Annotated in this window: 16 protein-coding genes; all 16 read left to right on the top strand. The window is 34.9% G+C overall.

Annotated features, from left to right (window positions below; genetic code table 11):
- Positions 1 to 31 precede the first annotated feature (31 nt).
- Complete coding sequence (locus DMA14_RS15730; RefSeq protein ID WP_111425831.1) at positions 32 to 1,249, top strand: efflux RND transporter periplasmic adaptor subunit; 1,218 nt, start codon at positions 32 to 34, stop codon at positions 1,247 to 1,249.
- Between the two features lie 12 nt (positions 1,250 to 1,261).
- Positions 1,262 to 4,426: an efflux RND transporter permease subunit gene (locus DMA14_RS15725; protein ID WP_111425547.1), complete on the top strand. Its 3,165-nt coding sequence runs from the start codon at positions 1,262 to 1,264 to the stop codon at positions 4,424 to 4,426.
- A 318-nt stretch (positions 4,427 to 4,744) separates the two neighbouring features.
- Positions 4,745 to 6,163 (top strand): TolC family protein, encoded by a 1,419-nt coding sequence (locus DMA14_RS15720; RefSeq protein WP_111425546.1) that lies wholly within the window; start codon positions 4,745 to 4,747, stop codon positions 6,161 to 6,163.
- Positions 6,164 to 6,526: 363 nt separating this feature from the next.
- On the top strand, positions 6,527 to 7,132 hold the full coding sequence (locus DMA14_RS15715) for a Crp/Fnr family transcriptional regulator (RefSeq protein ID WP_111425545.1): 606 nt from the start codon (positions 6,527 to 6,529) through the stop codon (positions 7,130 to 7,132).
- Between the two features lie 73 nt (positions 7,133 to 7,205).
- The gene (locus tag DMA14_RS15710; protein ID WP_111425544.1) at positions 7,206 to 7,937 is read left to right on the top strand and encodes a GNAT family N-acetyltransferase; all 732 of its coding nucleotides are present in this window, start codon (positions 7,206 to 7,208) and stop codon (positions 7,935 to 7,937) included.
- Between the two features lie 306 nt (positions 7,938 to 8,243).
- Positions 8,244 to 8,624 carry a DoxX family protein gene (locus DMA14_RS15705; protein WP_111425543.1) on the top strand — a complete coding sequence of 127 codons (381 nt, stop codon included), beginning with the start codon at positions 8,244 to 8,246 and terminating at the stop codon, positions 8,622 to 8,624.
- Between the two features lie 13 nt (positions 8,625 to 8,637).
- Positions 8,638 to 8,850 (top strand): hypothetical protein, encoded by a 213-nt coding sequence (locus DMA14_RS15700; protein WP_238989983.1) that lies wholly within the window; start codon positions 8,638 to 8,640, stop codon positions 8,848 to 8,850.
- Between the two features lie 180 nt (positions 8,851 to 9,030).
- Positions 9,031 to 9,540, top strand: a complete 510-nt coding sequence (locus DMA14_RS15695) for a DinB family protein (protein ID WP_111425542.1) — start codon at positions 9,031 to 9,033, stop codon at positions 9,538 to 9,540.
- Between the two features lie 24 nt (positions 9,541 to 9,564).
- Complete coding sequence (locus DMA14_RS15690) at positions 9,565 to 10,032, top strand: DUF1440 domain-containing protein (protein WP_111425541.1); 468 nt, start codon at positions 9,565 to 9,567, stop codon at positions 10,030 to 10,032.
- Positions 10,033 to 10,421: 389 nt separating this feature from the next.
- Positions 10,422 to 12,692 (top strand): glycosyltransferase, encoded by a 2,271-nt coding sequence (locus DMA14_RS15680; protein ID WP_111425540.1) that lies wholly within the window; start codon positions 10,422 to 10,424, stop codon positions 12,690 to 12,692.
- Positions 12,693 to 12,955: 263 nt separating this feature from the next.
- Complete coding sequence (locus DMA14_RS15675) at positions 12,956 to 13,714, top strand: MlaE family ABC transporter permease (protein WP_111425539.1); 759 nt, start codon at positions 12,956 to 12,958, stop codon at positions 13,712 to 13,714.
- A 4-nt stretch (positions 13,715 to 13,718) separates the two neighbouring features.
- Positions 13,719 to 14,495 carry an ABC transporter ATP-binding protein gene (locus DMA14_RS15670; RefSeq protein WP_394336025.1) on the top strand — a complete coding sequence of 259 codons (777 nt, stop codon included), beginning with the start codon at positions 13,719 to 13,721 and terminating at the stop codon, positions 14,493 to 14,495.
- Between the two features lie 22 nt (positions 14,496 to 14,517).
- Entirely contained in the window at positions 14,518 to 15,339 is an 822-nt protein-coding gene (locus DMA14_RS15665) for an MlaD family protein (RefSeq protein ID WP_111425537.1), read from the top strand.
- Positions 15,340 to 15,466: 127 nt separating this feature from the next.
- Positions 15,467 to 18,286: an AsmA family protein gene (locus DMA14_RS15660; RefSeq protein ID WP_111425536.1), complete on the top strand. Its 2,820-nt coding sequence runs from the start codon at positions 15,467 to 15,469 to the stop codon at positions 18,284 to 18,286.
- On the top strand, positions 18,286 to 18,801 hold the full coding sequence (locus DMA14_RS15655) for a low affinity iron permease family protein (RefSeq protein WP_111425535.1): 516 nt from the start codon (positions 18,286 to 18,288) through the stop codon (positions 18,799 to 18,801). Before DMA14_RS15660 ends, DMA14_RS15655 begins: the two co-directional genes overlap by 1 nt.
- Positions 18,798 to 19,997: an NAD(P)/FAD-dependent oxidoreductase gene (locus DMA14_RS15650; RefSeq protein WP_111425534.1), complete on the top strand. Its 1,200-nt coding sequence runs from the start codon at positions 18,798 to 18,800 to the stop codon at positions 19,995 to 19,997. The genes DMA14_RS15655 and DMA14_RS15650 overlap by 4 nt, the downstream gene beginning before the upstream one ends.
- The last annotated feature ends 1 nt before the right edge of the window (position 19,998 follow it).

The following is a 19,998-nucleotide window of genomic DNA, read 5'->3' as shown; positions in this document are numbered from 1 at the left end:
AACAATGTTAGATAATTTAATTCAATTAAATATGAATCCCGAGAATGCCAGAATACCAAAGAATTTTATCCGAGAAAATGTTCAACCAATTAAAACCACTATGAAAATGAAAAATGTAATTATAACCAGTTTTATTCTGGCCTTAGTATTAAGCAGCTGTGGCGACAAAAATCAAGCGCCTACTGCTCCACCACCACCGGTTTTACCAGTATTGGCTATCACAAGTGCCAACACAACAACTGACTCTGAATATCCTGCTTCTATACAAGGAACTGTAGATGTTGAAATTCGTCCACAAGTAAGCGGAAACCTTGACAGAATTTATGTAGACGAAGGTGCTTATGTAAGCAAAGGACAAACTTTATTCAAAATCAATGAGCGTCCATATCGCGAGCAGTTAAACAATGCATTGGCAAGTCTTCACGCTGCAGAAGCGGCTTTGATAAACGCCAATTTAGAAGTTGATAAATTGACTCCTTTAGTACAAAACAAAGTAGTTTCTGATTATCAATTGAAAACTGCTAAAGCTTCTCAAAAAATTGCTGCTGCCAATATCGAACAGGCAAAAGCAATGGTAGGTTCTGCTAAAATTAATTTAGGATATACTAATGTTACAGCTCCAGTTAGTGGTTACATTGGAAGATTACCTAAAAAACAAGGAAGTTTAGTTTCTGCTACTGACGTTGAAGCGCTTACAACTTTATCTGATGTTCATGAAGTGTTTGCCTATTTCTCTTTAGGCGAAACTGACTTCATCAACTTTAAAGAGCAATATGCTGGAAGTTCATTAGGCGATAAAATCAAAAAATTACCACCTGTTACTTTGATTTTAGCTGATAACAACGCTTATCCTCAAACTGGAAAAATCGATATGGTTGACGGTCAGTTTGATAAAACTACCGGTGCAATCACTATTAGAGCAACTTTCCCTAATAAAGGCGGTGTTTTACGTTCTGGAAACACAGGAAGAATCCGTTTAGGATTACAACACGACGATGCGATTTTAGTTCCGCAAGCGGCTACAGTAGAAATGCAAGATAAAGTATTTGTTTTCACTGTAGGCAAAGACAACAAAGTGACTAAAATGCCTATAACAGTCGTAGGTAAAAGTGGTACCAACTATTTAATTAAAGAAGGTGTAAAAACTGGTGACCAAATCGTGTTAAGCGGTATTGATAAACTTCAGGATGGGCAAGCGATTCAGCCTGAAAAATCAACTAAAGTTGCCGAAGTAACTAATCAAAAATAATTATAAAAGACAATGTTCAAAATATTTATACAAAGACCTGTACTGGCAACCGTAATTTCCATTTTATTGGTGATTCTGGGGGTATTAGGTTTAACTAAACTGCCTTTACAACAGTTTCCTGATATTGCGCCTCCATCGGTTTTGGTAACGGCGGTATATCCGGGAGCCAACGCAGAAACGGTTTTACGTTCTGTGGCACCTTCTATCGAAGAATCAATAAATGGTGTAGAAAACATGACGTACATGAGTTCTACAGCGAGTAACGATGGTACTTTGGCAATTACAGTTTTCTTTAAACTGGGTACAGATGCCGATCAGGCTGCGGTAAACGTACAAAACCGTGTTGCTCAGGCAACGAGCCAATTACCTGCTGAAGTTGTACAGCAAGGTATTGTTACAGCGAAACAGCAAAACAGTTTCATCATGGCGATTGGTATGTACACCGATGATGAAGCAAAATACGATCAGACATTTGTTGCCAACTATGCACAGATTAATATTATTCCGGAATTAAAACGTATTCCAGGTGTTGGTTCTGCCAGTATTTTTGGTGGGGTAAAAGATTACTCTATGCGTGTTTGGTTGAATCCAACGCAAATGTCTGCTTACAAAGTAACTCCAAACGAAGTTATGGGAGCGATTCAAGACAAAAGTTTGGAAGCGGCTCCGGGTAAATTTGGAGAGCGAAGCAAAGAAGTTTTTGAATACGTTATTAAATACAAAGGGAAATTAACTAAACCAGAAGATTATGAAAATATTGCTATACGTTCTAATGCAGATGGCTCAGTACTTCGCTTAAAAGATGTAGCGAGAGTTGAATTGGGTGCTTACTCTTATAACAGTTTAACTCGTTTAAATGGTAAAAAAGGAATTGTAATTGGAGTTATTCAATTGGCTGGATCTAACTCAAATGATATTCAGATTGCCATTAACAAAATGATGGAAAAAGCTTCTAAAGATTTTCCAAAAGGCATAAAACACAATATTTTCTATAGTACAAAAGTATCTCTTGACCAATCTATCGAACAAGTTGAGCATACATTAATAGAAGCTTTTATACTGGTATTTATTGTGGTATTTATCTTCTTGCAAGATTTTAGATCAACATTAATCCCGGCTATTGCTGTACCTGTAGCAATTTTAGGAACGTTCTTCTTCATGCAGTTATTCGGATTTTCGATCAACCTTTTAACGCTTTTCGCATTAATTCTGGCGATTGGTATTGTGGTCGATGATGCCATTGTGGTAGTCGAAGCGGTGCATGCGAAAATGGAGCATAAACGCTTGTCTCCAAAAATCGCAACCCATGAAGCAATGCACGAAATAACGGGTGCTATTATCTCGATTACGCTGGTAATGGCTGCTGTATTCCTGCCGGTTGGTTTTATGGAAGGCTCAACAGGAGTTTTCTATCGTCAGTTTGCCTTTACGATGGCAATTGCAATTGTAATTTCGGCTGTAAACGCCTTAACATTGAGTCCAGCGCTTGCGGCATTATTCTTAAAAGATAATCACGGAGCGCACGATCACGATACACCTCATGAGAAAAAAGGTTTTAAAGAAAAATTCTTTAGCGCTTTCAACAGCAGTTTTGAATCGTTGACAAATCGTTACGTAGGCGGACTTAAATTCTTAATCAGAAGAAAATGGTTGAGTTTAGGCGGATTAGCTTTAATTACTTTGGCAACTGTAGTGATGGTAAAAACAACTCCTGCAGGGTTTATTCCAACAGAAGATCAAGGATTTATTGCAATTGCAGTAAATACGCCATCTGGAACATCATTGGACGGAACTCAAAAAGTAATGACTGAAGCTGAGAATACTTTAAAATCATTAGAAGCTTCAAGATTCGTAACCGCGATTTCAGGTTTTAACTTATTGACGAATTCTACTAGTCCATCTTCAGCCGTAATTTTCGTATTGCTTAAACCAAACGAAGAACGTGGAGAAATAAAAAACATTGACGAATTCATGAATCAGGTTCGCGGTAAACTAAGCGGAATTTCTGGAGGAAGTTTCTTCGTGTTCAGTTTCCCAACCGTTCCTGGATTTAGTAACGTTGAGGCTTTAGATTTGGTTCTTCAAGATAAAACGGGAGGAAAACTGGATAAATTCAGTGGAATCTCTCAGGAATTTATCGGAGCATTAATGAAACGTCCGGAAATTGCAGTTGCTTTTACTTCTTTCAAAGCAGATTATCCACAATTACAATTGGAAGTCAACGACGAAAAAGCAAATCAATTGGGTGTTAATGTAAAAGACATTTTACAAACCATGCAAGCGTATTTTGGTAGTGCACAAGCATCAGACTTCAACCGATTTGGTAAATATTACCGAGTAGTTGTTCAGGCCGATATTGAAGACAGAGCCGATCCAACAGCAATTGACAGAGTTTTTGTAAAAAATAAAACAGGCGAAATGGTGCCAATAAATACTTTAGTAAAACTAACTCGTATTTATGGTTCAGAAACCGCTTCTAGATATAATTTGTTTAACTCAATTTCTATTAATGCCATTCCGAAACCTGGATTTAGTTCTGGAGATGCCATTAAAGCGATTGAAGAAGTAGCAAAACAACAATTGCCTGCAGGTTACGGGTTTGAATTCTCGGGCCAAACACGTGAGGAGATTTCGTCAGGAGGACAATCGGCAACTATATTTTTACTGTGTTTGATATTCGTTTATTTCCTACTTGCTGCACAGTACGAAAGTTACATTTTGCCTTTGGCAGTAATCTTGTCAATCCCTGCAGGTATTTTTGGAGTATTCGTTGCTATTGGTTTAACTGGAATCGAAAACAATATTTACGTACAAGTTGCTCTTGTCATGCTTATCGGACTTCTCGCCAAAAATGCCATCTTGATTGTGGAATTTGCGGCACAGCGAAGAAGATCTGGACAAGGTTTAATAGCAGCTTCAATTATGGCAGCAAAATTACGTTTGCGACCAATTATCATGACGTCTCTTGCTTTTGTGGTTGGTTTAATACCGATGATGAGTGCCAAAGGTCCATCTGCACAAGGTAACCACTCTATCAGTATTGGGGCAGCTGGAGGTATGCTTTCAGGAGTAATTCTAGGTTTGTTTATCATTCCTGTTTTATTCATCATCTTCCAGCATTTACAAGAAAAAGTGAGCGGGAAACCAATCGCTGTAATTCATAACGAAGAAAAATAATAAATGGAAAACTATATCACAACCATACTTGTCGCCATCATATTTGGCATCGGATATATATCGTACAGAATCTCAAGAGATCTTGAAACTAGAAAAGATACTTGTACAGAAATTTAACCTTTTTGGGAAAATAATATTTTAACACATAGAAACATAGATTTCTTATTTTGAAAAAAGAGAATAAAAGAAACTAGTTTCCACACATAGAAAAACTATGTGTATTTAAAATAAGTGAAACGCCTTTTTTAAAGCCTCTACAAACTATGTTTCTATGTGTTTAAAAACCCAACGGATAAAAAAAATTTAATAAAAAACTAAATGAAAAATTATATAACCAAAATCGTGACCTTCGCCATTCTGATCACGACTTTAATATCCTGTAAAGTCTCAAAGGATATTGAAACTCCAAAAGATGCATTTCCTGAGAATTTCAGGAATGCATCGGTTTCGAGTGATACAACTAGTATTGCCGATGTGGAGTGGAAAAACTTCTTTACAGAAAAAGATATTATAAAATTAATTGACAGCGCCGTTGCCAGAAACAACGACCTTCAGATTGCCGAAAAGAACATCGAAATTGCGCAATACCGTTTTACACAATCAAAATGGGGAAATGTGCCTCAGGTTAATTTATTTGTAAACGCAAGTACAAGCAATCCGTCTGACAATAGTTTTACGGGGTTGAACTTAAATCAAGCAATTGGTGCCAAACATATTGACGACTATTCTGCTGGAGCTTCTCTTTCTTGGGAAGCTGATATTTGGGGAAAGATCAGAAACCAAAAGAAAGGGGCTTACGCAGGATATCTTCAATCTGAAGAAGTAAAAAAAGCATTGCAGACTAATATTGTTGCCAATGTTTCAAGAGGATATTATAATCTTTTAATGCTAGATGCGCAATTGGATATTGCCAGACAAAATCTTCGTTTAAATGATAGTACAACCAATATTATCAAATTAAAATATGATGCTGGTCAGGTAACCAACTTAGCAATTCAGCAATCTGAAGCACAAAAATTAAATTCAGCGCAATTGATTCCGTTATTGGAACAAAATATTGCAATTCAGGAAAATGCTTTAAGCGTTTTAACAGGTTCATTTCCTGATTCAAAAGAAAGAACGGTTAAGTTAAGCACGCTTGAAGTAAAACACAATACAGCAATCGGAATTCCGTCTGCTTTAGTAAGCAGAAGACCAGATGTAAAAAGCGCCGAATTGGCTCTTAAAGTTGCCAATGCAAATGTCGGTATCACGAAAGCGGATTTATACCCAGCTCTTAGAATTACGGCTCAAGGCGGCGTTAACTCTTTTGAAACCAGCAATTGGTTTAATATTCCGGCTTCATTGTTCGGAACAGTTGCAGGTGGTTTAACACAACCGCTTTTGAATAACAAAAGACTTAAAACGCAATATAATATCGCTGTCGCGGAAAGAGAAAAAGCAGTTTTTTCTTTTAGACAATCGGTTTTGGTTGCCGTTAGCGAAGTTTCGGATGCTTTAGTAAAAGTGGAGAAATTACAGCAACAAGAAACTTTCTTAAAAGAAAAAGTAAAAACATTACAGCAGGCTATTAAAAATGCAAACCTTTTATTCAAAAATGGTTTAGCAGAATATCTAGAAGTTTTAACAGCGCAGGCAAATCTTTTGCAAAGCGAATTGGAACTTGCTGATATTAAAAGACAGCAGCTTACAGCCAATACAGATTTGTACCGCGCACTAGGCGGTGGCTGGAAATAATACCAGTTACATTACCCGTTAATTATTTATTTTTTGAGATGAAAACGCTGTGGAACTAAGGTTTCATGGCGTTTTTTGTTTTTTGCCACAAAGGCACTAAGGCGCGAAGTTTTTTTTCAGTCTCTCACAGATTATTCAAATTGTGCAGATTTATTCTCATATTTTTTGTCATTTCGACGGAGGAGAAATCTCCGCGAGAAACTCTACAAAGATTGGACTCTTGTTGCGGAGCTACTTGTGGAGATTTCTCCTCCGTCGAAATGACAAACTTAGACTTATTTCTTTATTTTTGAATAGTAAATTTAGTACCTTAAAATAAAAAAAACTTTGCGCCTTAGTGCCTTTGTGGCAAAACAAAAAAATATGACTTTCAACAAAGAAACATACCTCAACAATCTAAAATTATATTTCGAAAGTTACGCTCCTATCTCTGAAAAGTCATGGAAATTGATTGAAGACTTGACAGATTTCCAAACAATCAAAAAGGGAGAAATCCTATTAGAAAAAGGAGAAATCTGTAAAAATATGTATTTTATTGCTAAAGGAATTATACGTACTTTTATTACAGACGAACAAGGAAATTTCTATAACAAAAATCTTTTTTTCGAAAACAGACTTGCATGCTCTAAAGTTTCATCAATGCTGCAAACTCCTTCCGACTTTACGATCGAAGCTTTAGAAGATTGTATTTTAATCAATCTTAATTACAAAAAATATATCCAGTTGATCACTGAAAATGATGATCTCAAAAACTTCTACATTGCCTATTTAGAAAAAAACTGGATTATTGAAAAAGAACAAAGAGAAGTGGCGCTAGTGATGCAAAATGCAACAGAAAGATATCTTACTCTTCTTGAGACGCATCCAACAATTGCAGATCGCGTTCCGTTATTGCATATTGCATCTCATTTAGGCATTACACCAACACAGTTAAGCCGAATCAGGAAAAGTCTGGAAAAAGATTTGTAAATCAACATATGTAAAGGTTTTCCTGAAAAACTGAATTTATCTTTGCCTTATAATTATTAATTCATCAAACACAATGAACCATATAAATCTCATCAAAGACAATATAGATAATTTAACTACTCTTTGGAAAACCGTTGCCACTCCGCTCCTTTCCTATCATCAAAATGAATTTTTAGAATTTTCTCAAATCAAAGACTCTGGCTGGCCAAATAGATTATGGTTCAGAGAAGATATTACTGAAGAAGATCTTCCGAAGATTCAAAAAACTATTGAAAAGAATTCAGGATTGGTTGTTCCCTATTGGGATATCTTTGGAAGCAATTCAAATGAAATTTTTGAAAAAAATGGTTTTTCCATTCGCAATCAACTTGCGGCTATGGCATTAAAACTAGATCAAAAGTTTACACTTCAAAACAATCTGACTTTTAAACGAGTTTTAAATGAAGAAGATGCTAAAACGTGGTCTGATATTTATCCGTTATCTTTCAATTATGTAATTAGCAAAGAAACCTTGATTCATAATTACCAAAATGCAAAGTTTTTTCTGGTTCATTTTGAAGGAAAGGCAATTGGAACATTGACTCTTTTTCAAACCCAAAATATAATGGGAATTCATGGTGTTGGCGTTATTCCTGAAATGCGAAAAAAAGGTTTTGCAGAAGAAATCATGAAATTTGCCATCAACGAAGCCATTGATGCCAATTGTGAATATGCTCAACTACAAGCTTCTGCCTTAGGAAAAGGCATTTATACGAGGTTAGGTTTTGAGGATTTGTTTACGATTACGAATTACCAATTGGCGTAAAATTTTAAATCCTCTAGCATTTTTTTGTCATCCTGACGAAGGAAGGATCACGCAAGAAATTCCGCAAAGTTATTCCGTTAATCTTTGTAGAGTTACTTGTGTGATCCTTCCTTCGTCAGGATGACATACTTTATGTGTAAAAACTAAAACTCAAAAAAAAAGCCCTTGTTCCTTTACTTATAAAAATCTAAAATCAAAATCTTGTCCCAAATGCCCCCAAAATAGTCATAAATAGGTATTTCATGAAAAAATAAGAATAGTACATTTGTAATACATTAACTAATAATCTTTTAAAACAAATACCCAATGAAGACAACCAAAATCATTTTCTGGACTACTACTATTTTAATTTTTTTATTTGAAGGTGTTATGCCGGCATTAACTTCTCAAACTGAATTAGCCAAAGAAGGAATCAAACATCTTGGCTATCCTGAATATTTCGGAAATGCATTAGTCGTGTTTAAAATCCTAGGTGTTTTAGCCTTAATTATTCCGCAAGTACCTGGAAAAATCAAAGAATGGGCTTATGCAGGATTTGCATTCGATTTTATTTTTGCCTCAATAAGCCATTTTGCGGTTGACGGAATTGGTTTTCAAGGCTTCTTTCCATTAATCATTTTAGCGATATTAATTGTTTCGTATGTAACATATCATAAAATACAGCGTTATAAAAACATAGCACTCTAAAAATCAAAACTTTATGATTATTGAAGTTTTTAAAACAAATGTTCAAGAAGAATCTCAATGTCAAGTTATCATTGAGAAGCTTCTTGAGCATTTTCCAAATAGCTCGATCAACTTCGATTTAGAAGATTGCGACAAAATCCTCCGTATTCATGCGCCCGCTATTTCGAATACAAAAATTATCGCCATTTTAAATTCGCACGGTTACTTCTGCGAGGCGCTTCCTTAAAAATTAACACTTCTCAAATATCTGATTTATAGCTTTTTAATATTTTTTATTGTATATTTGAAGGAGTATCATTTCCCCTAATTCTATAAATTTAATTTCACAGATTTAATATACTGAGGTTTTTCTTTAACCAATCGGTAAAGATCTACTGTCGAGTTTTCAATTTCTAAAATTAAAAAAATGAAGAGTGCTATTCAAAATACCTTACTGGAAACCTACGATAAATTTGGCGACTTAATTTCCTCTTTTTCAAAAGAAGAAATCAATGTTGTTCCATTTGAAGGAAGCTGGACAGCCGGACAAACTGTACAGCATATCATTCTTGCTTACTCAGGTCTAACAATGCTCTTTGCAGGGAAAACAGAAAAAACAACTAGAAAACCTGACGAAAACGTAAAAGGACTCGATGCTATCTTTTTAGATTATACTACCAAATACCAATCACCCGAAAACATAAAACCTCCTGCTATCGAGTATGAAAAAGGCACACTGCTGGCTTCTGTCAAAAAAATACAAAATGATTTATTTGAAGCCGCAGAAACTTACGATTTGACACTAACGTGCACGGATGCTAAAATACCAGGATTTGAACATTTTACCATTTATGAATGGCTTCATTTTGCCATTGTGCACACACAGAGACATACACGCCAGCTACAATCGATTTACGAGCATATCAAAAAACAATAGATCAGTATAATTAAAACTATTTTTATGAGATCAAAAGTTAGGACCATTGTTTCATCAGGTTTAGTTGCAGGAACATTAGACATTGCTGCTGCTATTATAGTTTATGCTGTAATACTTCATAAAACAACAGCCGAAAAAATTTTGCAATCTATTGCAAGCGGAATTTTTAAAAAAGAAGCATATGCAGGCGGACCAGAAATGACTTTTGCGGGTTTGGGACTTCATTTCTTAATTGCTTTTATTTTTGCTTGGTTTTATTTTAAAATTTTTCCTTATATCCCCTTTTTTAAAATCAACACATTACTCTCGGGAGTTTCTTATGGTTTCTTTATTTGGGTTGTAATGAACCTTGTTGTGTTGCCGATTGTATTTCCAGTTTTACCTGAAAAAAAACTAGATTTTCCTCTTTTGCTTTCCATATTGATTGTTATCTGCTGTGTCGGAATTCCGATAGCTTTTATAACACGAAAATATTACGCAAAATGGTACTGAGATAAGGTGCAAAGGAACAAAGGCTAAAAGGTGCAAAGGTTAAAGACTTTGAGCCTTTGCAACTTTGAACCTATGAACCTTCAAAAAAACTAGACTACATGCCCTTTTCATTATTACTTAACAGCCTTACAGAATTACCATGTTTATGCTTTTGAGTTAATTTTTTAGTGGATTGAATTAATCGTCGCTTTTATCTCAAAGTAATTTTAAATAAAATTTATTAGCATAATGATAGGAAAGACATGGCTATCTCAATTATAGGGTTTCCCTAACAGGAATTGCCATTTTTGATGACCAACTATATATTTATTATGGCGCTACCGATGATAAGATTGCGGTGGCATCTTTGAACCTGAACGAGTTATTAATCGAGCTAAAAAAGAATCCTCATGAAAACAATATCAAATAAATCAAAAATAGTTTTTTTATCTACTTTTCCGCCTACGCAATGCGGCATAGCAACTTATACGCAAGATACCATCAAAGGAATTACAGATGTTTACGGTAAATCTATTAAATGTGAAATATGCGAATTGGTTACAGAACCTATTGAAGAACCAACGCAAGCTTTTACCTTAAACACAAAAAATAGAGCAGAATATGCTAAAGTAGCCGAGGAAATTAATCAGGATGAAACTGTCAAATTAGTTCATATTCAGCATGAATTTGGTTTGTTTTCAGGAAATTACGGAGATTACCTTTTAGATTTTCTAAACGCTATTAAAACACCCGTTACATTTACGTTTCACAGCGTAATTCCGAATCCGAATGACGAATTGAGAACCTTTGTGAGACTGCTGTTAAGCTATAGCAATTCGGTTTTTGTAATGACTAATAAATCCAAAGAAATTCTAATTAACGACTACGATATCAATGAAAAAATAATTACTTGCGTACCTCATGGAACTCACATTGTAATATATGAAACTCCACAACAAGCAAAAGAAAAATTAAACATTGAAGACAGATTAGTGTTTTCTACTTTCGGGCTTTTGGGTGAAGGAAAAAATATAGAAACAGGCTTACAGGCTTTACCAAAAATTATCAAAAAAGCGCCAAATGCTTTATATCTCATTATAGGAAAAACACATCCAAATTTAATTAAGGACGGCGTTGATGCATATCGAGATAAATTGGAAGGTTTGGTAAAAGAATTAAATCTTCAGGATAATGTTCGCTTTATCAATCAATATTTAGATACCAATGAGCTTTTAGAATATTTAAAAGCTACAGACATTTACATGTTTACCTCAAAAGATCCTAATCAGGCTGTAAGCGGCACATTTGCTTACGCCATGAGCTGTGCATGTCCGATTGTGGCATCTAAAATTCCGCATACGAGAGAAGTATTAACTCCAGATTCTGGAATTTTATGTGATATTGGAGATTCTGATCAATTTGCTGCAGCGGCAATTAAATTGATTGAAGATGAAAATTTAAGACACGAAATGGGAATCAATTCATTTACCAAAATGAGAGCTTCATCTTGGGAAAATGTTGGAATTACTCAAATGAATACTTATAAAAACCTGATTAAAAATCCATCAGAGATCAAATACAGCTATCCTCCTATTCAGTTAAAACATATCAAAAAACTAACAACCGAATTGGGAATTATTCAGTTCAGCAAAATTTCTATTCCAGATTTAGATTCAGGCTATACTTTAGACGATAATGCAAGAGCTTTGATAGCGTTTTGCATGCATTATAAACTTACTCAAGACAAAGATGATCTCGCTTATATTTTAATCTATTTAGATTTCATTCAACGCTGTCAGAAACCAAAAGGAGATTTTATCAATTATGTCGATCAAGAAAACCGCGAACATATTGAGCAAAATGCCGAAGTAAATCTAGAAGATTCAAATGCAAGAGCCATTTGGGCTTTAGGAACTGTGGTTTCTATGTCTGATATTCTCCCAGAAGCGATTACCAAAAAAGCAACAAGATGTTTATTAAACACCTTAAAATGGGCAGAAAACATTCAGTCGCCTCGTTCAATTGGCTTTGCTACAAAAGGATTGTATTTATACCATTCAACCATTCCAAATTTATACGTTGCGGCAATTATCAATAAGCTAAATGCTAAACTTCTTGCAAATTATGAAGACACTGCAACAGAAGACTGGCAATGGTTTGAAAATTATTTGACTTACGGAAACGGCATTTTGCCAGAATCAATGCTCTATGCTTACTTAATTACCAATAAACCAGTGTACAAAAAAGTAGCATTAGATTCTTTAGATTTCCTAATTTCTAAAACTTTCAAAGAAGGAACTTTCAAAGCCATTTCGAACCAAAGCTGGCATCATAAAGGTTCTGAGCCACATGAATATGGCGAGCAGCCAATTGATGTCACTTATACCATTCAGACATTAAACACTTTTTACAATGCTTTTAAAAACTCAGAATACAAAAAGAAAATGAGAGCCGCTTTTAACTGGTTTTTAGGCAAAAATCATTTAAATCAAATTATGTATAATCCTGTAAGCGGTGGCGGTTACGACGGACTGGAGAAAAATAATATCAACTTAAATCAAGGCGCAGAATCTACTGTTTGTTACTTAACTGCAAGATTATTAATGGAAAAATTAGCTATATCACAATCGCGCGTTATTCCGTTAATGAAATCTCGAAGCGGTATTGCCATAAATTTATAAGAAGAGAAATTGAAGCTAACCAAATACTTCATTTTTTAAACCCTGAAAATCCCTTTCTTAATGAAAGGGATTTTTTGTTTCGCCCAAAAACGTCAATTTGCTTTAATTATTGTGAGTTTATGAAAATTATATAAGGCTGAAAAAAAGTTGTGTAATACATTTTAACAAGTATTGAGCTAACTTTCCTATACAATTTAACGATTTGAAAAAACTGTTAAATAATTGATTTTCATTTTACATCATTCACATTAAAAACAAAAATTTTGATTCTCGATATTAAAAATACATTTGCCGAAATTGGAGAAACCACAATATTTGCCAAAAGGTTTTTTAAGGAGGTTTTTATTCCGCCTTATGAAACTCGCGAGTTCCTGAAACAATGTTATGTTATTGGATACAAATCTCTGCCTTTGGTTGCTATTACCGGTTTTATTATGGGCTTGGTGCTTACGCTTCAATCGCGCCCGACATTGGTAAAATTTGGAGCAGAATCCTGGCTTCCGGGAATGGTAGCGCTTTCGCTAATAAGAGAAATTGCTCCTGTAATTACAGCATTAATCTGTGCAGGAAAAATTTCGTCAGGAATTGGAGCCGAATTAGGATCAATGAAAGTGACTGAACAGATTGATGCCATGGAAGTTTCGGCTATAAATCCGTATAACTATCTAGTTGTAACCAGAGTTTTAGCCTGCACTTTGATGGTTCCCATTTTAGTGTTTTTTGCAGATGCCATCGGAATTATTGGCGGTTATGTGGGAATTAATATTCATGGAGATGTCAATTTTTACAGGTTCTTAACTCAGATCGTTCAATCCTTAGAATATCTAGATCTGCTTCCTGCCACTCTTAAAACTTTCTTCTTTGGATTTTTTATCGGGATCATTGGCTGTTTTAAAGGCTTTAATGCTTCTAATGGAACAGAAAGCGTAGGACGAGCTGCAAATTCTGCCGTAGTTACGGCATCATTAAGCATTTTTATAATTGATATGGTTGCTGTTCAAATAACCGATTTATTCTTTTAAAATGATGAAGGAAAAATTACATAAAGAACCTAAAACAAAAGAAAAAGATCTAACTCCGATTATTGAGATTAAAGATCTGCACAAAACTTTTGGAACAGATAATGCCGTTTTAAAAGGCGTAAATCTCACTTTGAATAAAGGAGAAGATTTGGTGGTTTTAGGACGTTCAGGCTCTGGAAAATCGGTCACCATAAAATGTATCGTTGGATTGATCGAGCCCGACAAAGGCGAAATCAAAGTTTTTGATGAAAACGTTCTTAATATTTCAAAAAGCGAGCTGAATGAAATTAGAGTCCGAATCGGGTTTTTGTTCCAAAGTGGAGCACTCTACGATTCAATGTCTGTTAGAGAAAATCTCGCTTTTACATTGACCAAACACAAACGTGATTTGAGCAATCAAGAAGTCGAAAATGAAGTAATGGAAGCACTAGAAAATGTTGGACTTGCCGATGCCATTGACAAAATGCCTTCTGAACTTTCGGGTGGGATGAAAAAAAGAATTGGCTTGGCGCGAACTTTAATTTTAAAACCAGAAATCATTTTGTACGATGAACCAACAACGGGTTTAGACACAATAACATCTAGAGAAATCAGCGAATTGATTTTGGACATTAAACACAAACAAAAAACCTCTTCGATTATTATCACTCACGATATGGCCTGCGCAAAAATGACAGCCGATCGAATTGTAGTTTTAAAAGATGGTGTAATTCACGCCGAAGGCACATACGAAGAATTAGAAAAAGACGAAGACGAATGGGTTCGCTCATTTTTTGAATAAAGCAAAATAAATAATAGAAATCATGGAAAAGCAATCTGGATATACTTGGAAATTAGGAATGTTTGTAACGATCGGTTTACTGCTTTTTATAATGGCGGTATATTTTATCGGGAAGCAGCAAAACCTTTTCGGATCAACCTTTCATATCACTTCTCAATTTAAAACTGTCAGCGGTTTAGAAGTTGGAAATAATGTTCGTTTCTCTGGAATCAACGTGGGAACCGTAGAACAAATTCAGTTGAAAAACGATTCAACTGTAAGAGTTGTTTTGGTTATGAAAGAAGAAGTTCGAAAATTCATTAAAACCGACGCCACAGCCAGTATAGGCTCAGATGGTTTAATGGGTGACAAAGTGCTGACTATTTCGCCAGGTGCCAAATCCAAAAAAGAAATCGAAGAGAATGGTCAAATTGCTTCTGTTGACGGAATTGAAATGTACGATATTATGAAAAGCGTGAAGAAAAGCGTTGATAATATTGGCGTGATCTCAGATGAAATAGCCATTTTCAGCCACAGCATGAACAACGGAAACGGCGCTTTAGCTAGACTGGTGAAAGATGATAAAATGGCTAATAGCGTTTCGAATACACTTTCTAATCTGGAAACGGGAACAAAAGGTTTTAGTGAAAACATGGAAGCAGCAAAAAGCAATTTCCTATTTAGAGGCTACTTCAAGAAAAAAGAAAAAGAGAAAAAGGAGAAACAAGAAGAAAGAAAAGAGAAACAAGAAGAAGCTAAAAAAGAAAAACAAGAGAAGCAAGAAGCAAAACAACAGAAGCAAGACGAACAAAAGCAAGAAGAGCAAAAACAGGAAGAAGCTAAGAAATCAGAAACTAAAAATTAAATTCCAAATTTTTAAAATGCCAAATTCCAATTCTCATTTTATGTCTTCCTGAGCGAAGTCGAAGGACAGGCACGAAGAAAAATCCAAATACAGCATATCACAATTTACAATTCACAATTAAAATTATATGCCTAGTTCAATCAAACATACCGCCTTAAAAGTTTTAAAAATTACTGGAATTACGATTGTGGTGATTTTGTTTTTGCTGTTTATTACTCCGTTGCTATTTCCTGGAAAAATTGCTTCGGAAGTAAAGAAAATTGCAAACGAAAGATTGGACACCAAATTGGAATTTACCAAATCTAAACTTTCGTTTTTCACGCATTTTCCGTCATTGACCGTTTCATTAGACGATTTGTCTTTAACAGGTTCTCAACCTTTCAACAATGATACTTTAATAAAAGCAAATCAGGTTGCTTTTGGAATCGACATCAAAAGGCTACTTTTTGATAACGAAATAAAAATTAATAAACTTTATGTTTCTGATGCTTTAATAAATATAATGGTCAACCAAAAAGGTCAGGCCAATTATAATATTTATGTTGCCCCAGAAGACAGAGACAAAAAAGAAGATCTGAATGCTCCAGAAGAAGGAACAGCAATAAGATTGGAACGCATTGATTTGCAAAACTGCCATGTAAAATATAACGACCGTTCTGCAAAGATTTTGGTTGATGCAAAAGGTTTTAATTACATCGGAAAAGGAAATCTGAGCGACGATATTTTTGATCTCGCAACCGATGCCAAAATTGATAATCTTGATTTCTTTTATGATCGAACAGGCTATTTGAGACGAAAAAAAGTCAGTGCCGATTTAATTACCCGCATCAATACACACGCCCTTTCATTTATTCTCCAAAAAAATGAGCTTCACATCAATAAACTGCCTTTAAAATTTACAGGTTTATTTACCATTTTAAGAGACGGATATAAAATCAATATTAAAGCAGCTTCAGAAAATACAACAGTTAAAGATTTACTTTCTGTAATGCCTCCCGAATATTTAACGTGGCTTGAAAAAACTGAAATTTCCGGAAGAAGCGATTTACTGCTTACTTTCAAAGGAGATTATAATGTTTCGAAAAAACAAAAACCAAACTTGGCTTTCAATTTAAAAATTAATGAAGGCTCGGTAAATTATAAAAATGCTCCCGTTCCTTTAACCGATTTTAAAATGGATTTGAATGCGATGCTTCCATCTCTGGACACCGAACAATTGCTGGTTAATTTGAGAACATTGAAATTTAAAGTGGGCGACAAAGATTATTTTAATGCTTATCTGCACAGCAAAGGTCTAGGCGAAATGTCGATTAATGCAAGCGTGAAAGGTGCTTTGGATCTTGCTGTTGTTGATGCTGCTTTAGGATTGGAAAATATTGATTTGAAAGGAATTCTGAAAACCGATATCCAAGCTCGAGGAGTTTTTAGCACTAAAAAATTATTCCCAAAAACTATTGGCGGTATTTCCTTGCGAGACGGATGGCTTAAAACAAAGTATTATCCAAATCCTATTACCAATATCACTTTTATAGCCAATATGCTAAATAAAGCAGGAACTTATCAGGATTTGATTGTTGCCGTAGCGCCTGCTTCTTTTGTTTTTGAAGGAAACCCTGTTTATGTCAATGCCACATTATCCGATTTTAGCGATTTAGCTTATAACGCCAAAATTAAAGGCGAGCTAAATGTGGGCAAAATCTATCAGGTTTTCTCTCAAAAAGGTTTGGATTTAACTGGTTACGCCAAAGCTGATCTTTCTTTAAAAGGAAAACAAAGTTATGCTACAACTGGTCAATATAATAAATTGGATAACAAAGGGACTTTATTGCTAAAAAACATAAAAGCAACATCTGAATTGTTTCCGAAAGCTTTCTTTATCAAAGAAGGACATTTCCGTTTTCAAAACGAAAAAATGTGGTTTGAAAAATTCAATGCTTCTTACGGAAAATCAGATTTTGACATTAACGGTTATTTGCTTAATACCATCAATTATTTCTTAGAATCAAAAGGAACTTTGAGCGGTAATTTCAACCTAAAATCAAAATTAATTAATGTGGATGAATTTATGGCGCTTAAAGAAGGCGAAAACAACAATCGAAACATCGAGGTGGAATATGCCAAAGAAGATCATCCAAAAATGAGTGGTGTAGTTATTATTCCGAAAAATTTAAATATCAATCTAAATGCAAATGCAGACAAAATAGAGTACAATAAATTGATATTTAACAAATTAAACGGAAAAATAGGAATAAAAAAAGAAGGATTTTACTTAGAAAATATTACCTTTAGTATTATTGACTGTGTTTTAGGAGTTAATGCGCTGTATAAGGACGAATCCCCAACCTCGGCACATTTTGATGCTCATTTTACGGCTAAAGACTTTGATGTTCAGAGAGCTTACAAAGAAATTCCGATGTTTCATGACATGGTTTCTGCAGCTGAAAAAGCACACGGAATAATCTCTGTTGATTACAAAGTAAAGGGAGATTTGAACGGCAATATGGGACCAATTTATGAATCTATGCAAGGTGGAGGGACAATTAATTTACGCGATGTGAAAATTAAAGGACTGAAACTTTTTGACGGAATCAGTTCTAAAACGGGACAAAGCGGTTTGAATAATCCTGATATGAAAGGAATTGAAATTAAATCGACAATAGATAAAAATCTTATAAATATTGAGCCATTTACCTTTAGTGTGGCCAGTTTTAGGCCAACCATTAAAGGAACTACAAGCTTTGACGGACTTTTGGATTTAAGAATGCGTTTAGGTCTTCCACTTTTCGGAATCATTGGTTTTCCGATTGTAATTACCGGAACGCACGAAGCTCCAAAAATTAAAATATTCAGTAAAACTGGGCAAGAAATTTATCCTGCTGTGTATGATCAAAAAAACAATAAAGTTATTCGAGAAGAAAAAGTAAGCAAACCCAAAACAAAGAAATAATGAATTCCAAATCTCAACATAAAAGCAGTGCATTCGAAAAGTTTGCTACAAAAGTTTCAAAAGCTGCAGGAAGCACTCCTGCCTTTATTGGTGCCTTTGTTCTTGTTGTGGTCTGGGCTGCTTCTGGACCTATTTTCGATTATTCAGAAACCTGGCAATTGGTCATCAATACAGGAACTACGATTATTACTTTTTTAATGGTTTTTTTAATTCAAAAAGCACAAAATAAAGATTCGCTTGCCATTCAGTTAAAACTAAACGAACTCGTGGCATCAAACGAACTATCTAGTAACAGTCTTGTTGATATTGAAAATATGACCGAAGAAGAAATGATCATTATCCAGAAATACTATCATCATTTAAGTCAATTGGCAAAAAAAGACCTAAGCATAAGAACCTCACATTCAATTGCCGAAGCAAACGAACTTCATAATCGCAAAAAAGAAAAAAATACAAAACCAGATAACATTAAAAAAACTACCAAAAACACCTCTAAAAAAATAACCAAAAAATGAAATTGAGCTCTACCGAAACCTATTGGCCACTAAAAAATGCCATAAAACAAAGTTACCCTTCAATAGATTCCGATATCACCGCCGATATTTTAATAATTGGCGGTGGCATTACGGGCGCTTTAACCGCTTATAAATTACTAAACGAAGGCAAAAAAATTGTTCTTGTAGACCGTCGCGATGTCTGTGGCGGAAGCACTTCTGGAAGTACAGCTTTACTGCAGTACGAAATTGATGTTCCGTTACATCAGCTCATCAAACTTCGTGGCACAAGATGTGCCGTAGACAGTTATCAAAATGGAAAAAAAGCCATTTTTGATTTGAGAAGTATCATCGATGAAGTCGGTTGCGATTGTGGCTTCGAATTCAAAAAAAGCGTTTATTTCACTACTCTAAAGAAGGATGTGCCTTACTTAAAAAATGAGTATAAAGCCAGAAAACAGCATGGTTTTGAAATCAGCTGGCTGGGCAGATCAGAATTGCAAAAAATGGGGTTGAATGCCATTGCAGGAATAGAATCTAAAACCGCAGCAGTTATGGATCCTTTCAAACTGGCAAGCGATCTTCTGTTCCATTGCCATGAAAAAGGCATGCCTATTTTTGACCGCACTAATATTGCTTCCATACAGCATCAAAAAGGTAAAATTATTGCCACTACAGGCTCAAAACATGTTATTACGGCCGATCATATTATTCATTGCACAGGTTACGAAAGCACAGAAACGCTAAAAGAGAAAGTTGTCGATTTAAAAAGCACTTACGTTATTACTTCTGAAAGTCAGCCTGATCTTCCAGAAAATTTCAGGCATTCTATATTTTGGGATACAGCTTCACCTTACCATTACATTAGAACGACAGAAGATAATCGTATTATAATGGGCGGCGGAGATGAAGATTTTAAAGACACTAACAAACGGGATAAATTGCTGCCTAAAAAAGAGCAATATCTTTTAAAACAATTTTACAAGCGATTTCCTGATCTAGATTTTAAAATTGATTACTCCTGGGCAGGAACTTTCGGGGAAACTAAAGATGGGCTTCCCTACTTCGGAAAACCAAATCCTAGGAAAAATGAACATTACATTCTAGGCTTCGGAGGAAACGGAATTACCTTCAGCGTTCTCGCAATGAATTCTATCCTAGATTCACTTCACAACAAAAAAAATACAGATTTGGAGTATTATAGGTTTGGGAGATAAT

The sequence above is a fragment of the Flavobacterium sharifuzzamanii genome (assembly GCF_003254585.1).
In the GTDB taxonomy this organism is placed as follows: Bacteria; Bacteroidota; Bacteroidia; order Flavobacteriales; family Flavobacteriaceae; genus Flavobacterium; species Flavobacterium sharifuzzamanii.
This window is presented reverse-complemented; position numbering and strand designations above follow the sequence as displayed.

Excerpts from the sequence above, each read along its gene's own strand:
- DMA14_RS15730 (WP_111425831.1), top strand. The coding sequence starts at position 32 with ATGAATCCCGAGAATGCCAGAATACCAAAGAATTTTATCCGAGAAAAT.
- DMA14_RS15725 (WP_111425547.1), top strand. The coding sequence starts at position 1,262 with ATGTTCAAAATATTTATACAAAGACCTGTACTGGCAACCGTAATTTCC.
- DMA14_RS15720 (WP_111425546.1), top strand. The coding sequence starts at position 4,745 with ATGAAAAATTATATAACCAAAATCGTGACCTTCGCCATTCTGATCACG.
- DMA14_RS15715 (WP_111425545.1), top strand. The coding sequence starts at position 6,527 with ATGACTTTCAACAAAGAAACATACCTCAACAATCTAAAATTATATTTC.
- DMA14_RS15710 (WP_111425544.1), top strand. The coding sequence starts at position 7,206 with ATGAACCATATAAATCTCATCAAAGACAATATAGATAATTTAACTACT.
- DMA14_RS15705 (WP_111425543.1), top strand. The coding sequence starts at position 8,244 with ATGAAGACAACCAAAATCATTTTCTGGACTACTACTATTTTAATTTTT.
- DMA14_RS15700 (WP_238989983.1), top strand. The coding sequence starts at position 8,638 with ATGATTATTGAAGTTTTTAAAACAAATGTTCAAGAAGAATCTCAATGT.
- DMA14_RS15695 (WP_111425542.1), top strand. The coding sequence starts at position 9,031 with ATGAAGAGTGCTATTCAAAATACCTTACTGGAAACCTACGATAAATTT.
- DMA14_RS15690 (WP_111425541.1), top strand. The coding sequence starts at position 9,565 with ATGAGATCAAAAGTTAGGACCATTGTTTCATCAGGTTTAGTTGCAGGA.
- DMA14_RS15680 (WP_111425540.1), top strand. The coding sequence starts at position 10,422 with ATGAAAACAATATCAAATAAATCAAAAATAGTTTTTTTATCTACTTTT.
- DMA14_RS15670 (WP_394336025.1), top strand. The coding sequence starts at position 13,719 with ATGAAGGAAAAATTACATAAAGAACCTAAAACAAAAGAAAAAGATCTA.
- DMA14_RS15665 (WP_111425537.1), top strand. The coding sequence starts at position 14,518 with ATGGAAAAGCAATCTGGATATACTTGGAAATTAGGAATGTTTGTAACG.
- DMA14_RS15660 (WP_111425536.1), top strand. The coding sequence starts at position 15,467 with ATGCCTAGTTCAATCAAACATACCGCCTTAAAAGTTTTAAAAATTACT.
- DMA14_RS15655 (WP_111425535.1), top strand. The coding sequence starts at position 18,286 with ATGAATTCCAAATCTCAACATAAAAGCAGTGCATTCGAAAAGTTTGCT.
- DMA14_RS15650 (WP_111425534.1), top strand. The coding sequence starts at position 18,798 with ATGAAATTGAGCTCTACCGAAACCTATTGGCCACTAAAAAATGCCATA.